Below are 5,289 nucleotides of genomic sequence, written 5' to 3'. Positions count from 1 at the left end.
GATAACATCCTTGTTAAATTGTTTATATCTGAAATAGTTCATACAGAAGACTCCTTTTTGTTAAAATTATACTATAAATTCAACTTTGCAACAGAACCCTTTGTAGCATATAGCGCACGTTAAATACTTAATTTACGTGATTGTTGTCTGTATTGTTCTGTAAATGGGTTATAAATCTAATAATAAATATTCCTAAAAAACTACCTTGTACAGAAAATAACAGCATCATTAAAAGCATAGAATCAATAAATGTCATCATGATTAATAACGCAAGGAGTATAAATAATGAAATGCTAATAGAAAGTTATAAGGAGTGTTTCTTATAGAATTTATCAGCGAATATACTACCTATAACTGTTACTTTAGGAATTATTTTGCACTGATTTAGATGATAAGATAGAACTAACCTTATCGGTGATAGTTAGTTATGAAAACACATAAAAATATAAAATGATATAATTTATTAAAATACGTTTTAATATCCAATTTAATTTTTCATATAAAGTTAATCAAACTAAAATTATTGAGTAATAATGATTATACGATATTAGAAAAATTTAAGATAAAAAAATAAAGGAGTATACAGATGAAAAGAATGATGAGGAAGCCACTTTCTTTTTCGACTACAATGAGAAATCCAGATAGAATTTCTACTTTTCTAAAAAGTATTGAAGAGTTCGATGGAGAGATTTTAACAAACATATTAATAAAGAAAATTATATCTAAGTGGATTATCGGTCGTTTAATACGTCCAGATACTGCATTGAGAATTAAACCGGAGTATAAATCAATTTATAATTCAAAAATAAACAACTTTACTGAATCACAAGCGCACGATATTTTTGAAATTACAGAACAAAATACAAAAGGACATAAAGAAGCTGGTTTCGATCGAGGCTGGCCGTCTCGATTTGATACATATATGTCATTACCTAAAGAACTTGGATTTATTTATTATAAAATGAATGAACCTATTGAAATTTCAGAAACGGGATACTTATTAATTTCGAGCACAGATCCTGATATGTCGGAGGCTGTTGCCGAGTCAGATGTGTTTCTAAATGCATTGGTAAAATATCAGACTAATAATCCTTTCAGAAGAAATACAGTTAATAATGCTCCATTTGTATTATTTTTAAATACTATCCATTATTTAACTGAAAACTATAATTGGAAAAAAAGAGGTATTTACAGACATGAAATTCCTTTTTTTACGTGTTGGCCAAATGACGATGAAAAAGCATTAGCAAATTATATAGATGATTTTAGAAAGAGACATGGGTTACGACCTAGTTCTGAAATTGTATATGATTTATGCTTGGAGATATTAAAGACTGATAATAGAAAACGATATAAATTTAAACAAATCACCGTTGAGGGTGTAGATGACTTTATCCGAAAATTTAGGGTTACTGGTGTAGTATCGTTACGTGGTGGAGGATATTTGATTGATATAAATCAATACGAAATAGAGAAAATTAAGTATGTATTGAATAATTATATTAAATACCATGAATATGATAATGAATATGACTTTTACCAATACATGGGTAAAATAGATCAGAGTATTATAACGGCGCAAACAGAAGTATCAATAAAAGAAGTTAAGGATAAAAAGATTGAACAATTAGAAACCTGGGCAAATGAATTAACATTTGCTGATTTGAAGAAAGAATTTACAGCCTTAGAGACGGGGAGTAAACATCCTATCTTAAAATTCATTTCTGCCCCTACAAGATTTGAATTTTTGACCAGTATAGCTTTGAAAAAAGTATTTATCTATGATGAAATACTACCTAATTATTCTATAGATGATGAAGGTATGCCGACTAATCACGCTCAAGGTGGGATGGGTGATATCGAAGTATTTAGTAAAAATAGTGATGTATTAGTCGAAGTGACTTTAATGAAAAATAGAAGTCAAGCCACAAATGAAATCCCTGCTATAACTAGGCATTTACAAGAATTTTCGGAGGGTAAAAAGAAAACCATATTTTCAATATTTGTAGCGCCATCAATGCATACAGATACTGAATACATGATAGGCTATACACACTCAAGATATAACCTAAATATTATACCGATAATAAATAATGAATTTATAAATATATTACAAAAAACCACCAATATTGAAGATATCTTAGAGGTGTAATTAGTTATGGAGATAAAAAAGTTTATAAAACCATATCGAAAAAACAGAGATACACAAGTGTCAAGAGAAAATTATAATGTAATTAAGATAGATTATACAGACTTTACTTCAGAAATGAAGAAATCTTTTGATGATGACTTACAAAAATTAATTGAAAATGCAAATGATTTAAGTGCAAATTCAGGTAAGATTAGAGATTTAAACGATAAGAAAAAACATGCATTCATAGGTGTATTTGCAGAATATGCAACAGTAATTATGTTTAATCAATACTTTTCTAATTGTCATGCAAGAACCCAAATAGTTGAAGAACATAACCATGATACACACGTAGATGTGGAGTTAGAATACAATGAAAATATATATTCAGTAGAAGTACGTTCTTCAATTTGCAATAATGGCATTGATTTTGCTCTATTTAGTAAAGAAAACAAGTCAGATAAACAATATTTTCATGTTCTAGGTTATTATAAAAACTCTTCGTATAAACAAGAAGAAGTGGCAAAAAACTTATATATCAGGGCTTTATATGATGGGAAGAGTCATAGTTTTAATGATTTTAATAGTTTCATAAAATCATTTTATGAAGGTGAATTATCAGTATATATTATAGGTGGAGTTAGTCGTAAATTATTGGAATCCAAGGGTTATGAAAAAGAATTAAATAAGAGAGATGAAGACGTTCAAGCTCCAGGAGTTTATAAAGTAGTAGATTTAAAGGAAATAATTGATGTAACAGAACTAAAAAATAATTTTAATAAATATTCCATCTAGATTAGTGAAAACCTGCGAAATATGGTAAAATGATTTAGGAGGTTTATATGAACTTATTGTCGTATTATTTAAAGCAAAACAATACAAATATGTATCAGCTACATATTACTTCAGGAATTCCAGAAGCTACTATTCGTAGTATAAATAAAAGGCCTCTAAATAAGTGGACAATTGGACAGATAGAATCTATATGCCATTTAGTTAGAAAGGATAAATTTAAAGTGTTAAATGAATTAGAGGAACTTAATAATAACGAAGTTTTAAAAGAAGAACACTCATTAAATAAATATAATATAGAAAATAGAAGATATATAGGAAGTAAAGCTAAATTAATGCCGTGGATTAGAGACTTATTGAAAGTACACACCCATGGAACATCATTTCTAGATTTATTTTCAGGAACTGGAATAGTGATAAATAAAGTATTAGATGATTATAATAAATTTATTATTAATGACTTATTATACTCAAATGAAGTAATTTACAAAGCTTTTTATATGAATGAAGACTTTGATTTAAAAAAATTGAAGACTATAGAGCGAGAATTTCAGGCTATAAAAACGAATAATATGGATGATGATTATATTGCAGATAATTATGGCGGGAAATTTTTTAGTGAATATGATGCAAGAATCATCGGAGAAATAAGAGAATTGATTAAAATATCAATTGACTTAAACGAGAAAGAAAGGTCTATACTCATTGCGTCCCTTTTGTATTCAGCGGATAAAGTATCTAATACAGTCGGTCACTATGATGCATATAGAAAGAAAATAGAATTAAAAGATAGGTTCAAGTTTGAGTTGATAAATCCAATTGATACTACTGACAAGGATATTAATATTCACAGACAAGATGCAAACAATCTGGTTCGTCAAGTGAAAGCCGACATCACCTTTATAGATCCCCCGTATAATTCTAGGCAATATTCACGTTTTTATCATGTATTAGAAGTACTGACTAAATGGGAGAAACCAGTCTTATCTGGAGTAGCAATGAAACCAGAAACTGAGAATAGTAGTGACTATAGTAAGTCAATTGCACCTTTTGTATTCGATGATTTGATTGCAAACTTAAATACAAATTTCATAGTGGTAACCTATAATAATACTTATAAACCCAAAAGTTCAAGTTCAAAGAACAAAATTTCACACGAACAAATTTTAGAGTCGTTAAACAAAGTAGGTTATACACAAGTATTTGAAATGCCATATAAACATTTTAATAGTGGAAAAACAGAATTTTCGGATCATAAAGAAATGGTTTTTATAACTGAGGTTAATAACTATGAGTAAAATCAGAAGCCCTTTGTTTTATGTTGGAGATAAATATAAATTGATGCCTCAATTGAAGAATTTATTTCCAAAAAATATTAATAATTTTTATGATGTATTTAGTGGGGGAGGCAGTGCCTCAATCAACACTTCAGCTAATTCGTACTTTATAAATGATATTGATTCAAAAGTTATGGAACTACATGAGCTTTTGCAGGATGAGTCAGATGATATTCAAGAATTTATCAATGAAATGTATGGTTTAATTAAGTATTATAATTTAAGTCATTCAGAGTTTGGTTTAAATAATGAAATACAAGCACTAAAAAAAGAATACAAGAAGACTTATTTTTCTAAGTACAATAAAGAAAATTATTTAAAACTACGTAGTGATTATAACGATGATCAAAGTAATAAGAAACTACTATATTTATTATTAGTATATGGATTTAATCATATGATAAGGTTCAATAATAAAGGAGATTTTAACTTACCTGTTGGAAATGTTGACTGGAATAAGAATGTTACTAAGGCTTTGTTTAGCTACTCTGAATGGTCTAATAACTCAGAAGTGATGTTATCTAATTTAGATTTCGAATTTTTTGTTGAATCTCAACAAATTAAAAAAGATGACTTTTTCTATTTTGATCCACCATATTTAATTACATTTAGTGGATATAATAGATTTTGGAATGAAAAAGAAGAATTAAGACTTTATAGTTTATTAGACAGATTAGATAAATATGGTGTCAGCTGGGGATTATCAAACATGACGCAACACAAAGGGAAATTTAATCATCTCCTTCTAAATTGGGCGGAAAAATATAAAAAATATGAGATACAAAGTAATTATATTTCCAGATTCGATAACAGTATAAAAAAAGATAGTAAAGAGTTATATGTAACGAACTTTACAGAAAATGCAAAACAACTTAATTTCTTTGAATGATTAGAAAGTCTCACACTTAGTATTGTTGAAGTGTGAGATATTTGGTTCTGTTGCAAAGTAAAAAAATATAGCTAACCACTAATTTATCATGTCAGTGTTCGCTTAACTTGCTAGCATGATGCTAATTTCGTGGCATGGCG

At 28.2% G+C, this 5,289-nt stretch carries 4 protein-coding genes; all 4 read left to right on the top strand.

The window, feature by feature from the left end; all coding sequences use genetic code 11:
- The first annotated feature begins 586 nt into the window (after nucleotides 1-586).
- Genes CD135_RS06435 through CD135_RS06420 form a run of 4 tightly spaced genes read left to right on the top strand, consistent with a single transcriptional unit; the run spans nucleotide 587 to nucleotide 5,149 of the window.
- Complete coding sequence (locus tag CD135_RS06435; RefSeq protein ID WP_103269046.1) at nucleotides 587-2,152, top strand: AlwI family type II restriction endonuclease; 1,566 nt, start codon at nucleotides 587-589, stop codon at nucleotides 2,150-2,152.
- A 6-nt stretch (nucleotides 2,153-2,158) separates the two neighbouring features.
- The gene (locus CD135_RS06430; protein WP_103269045.1) at nucleotides 2,159-2,926 is read left to right on the top strand and encodes a hypothetical protein; all 768 of its coding nucleotides are present in this window, start codon (nucleotides 2,159-2,161) and stop codon (nucleotides 2,924-2,926) included.
- A 47-nt stretch (nucleotides 2,927-2,973) separates the two neighbouring features.
- Complete coding sequence (locus CD135_RS06425) at nucleotides 2,974-4,221, top strand: DNA adenine methylase (RefSeq protein ID WP_174700870.1); 1,248 nt, start codon at nucleotides 2,974-2,976, stop codon at nucleotides 4,219-4,221.
- Nucleotides 4,214-5,149, top strand: a complete 936-nt coding sequence (locus CD135_RS06420; RefSeq protein WP_103269044.1) for a Dam family site-specific DNA-(adenine-N6)-methyltransferase — start codon at nucleotides 4,214-4,216, stop codon at nucleotides 5,147-5,149. The genes CD135_RS06425 and CD135_RS06420 overlap by 8 nt, the downstream gene beginning before the upstream one ends.
- Nucleotides 5,150-5,289 lie beyond the last annotated feature (140 nt).

The sequence above is a fragment of the Mammaliicoccus lentus genome (assembly GCF_002902755.1).
Lineage (GTDB): Bacteria > Bacillota > Bacilli > Staphylococcales > Staphylococcaceae > Mammaliicoccus > Mammaliicoccus lentus.
This window is presented reverse-complemented; position numbering and strand designations above follow the sequence as displayed.

Bases quoted from the DNA above. Each gene is read 5' to 3' on its own strand.
- CD135_RS06435 (WP_103269046.1), top strand. From the start codon at position 587: ATGAAAAGAATGATGAGGAAGCCACTTTCTTTTTCGACTACAATGAGA.
- CD135_RS06430 (WP_103269045.1), top strand. From the start codon at position 2,159: ATGGAGATAAAAAAGTTTATAAAACCATATCGAAAAAACAGAGATACA.
- CD135_RS06425 (WP_174700870.1), top strand. From the start codon at position 2,974: ATGAACTTATTGTCGTATTATTTAAAGCAAAACAATACAAATATGTAT.
- CD135_RS06420 (WP_103269044.1), top strand. From the start codon at position 4,214: ATGAGTAAAATCAGAAGCCCTTTGTTTTATGTTGGAGATAAATATAAA.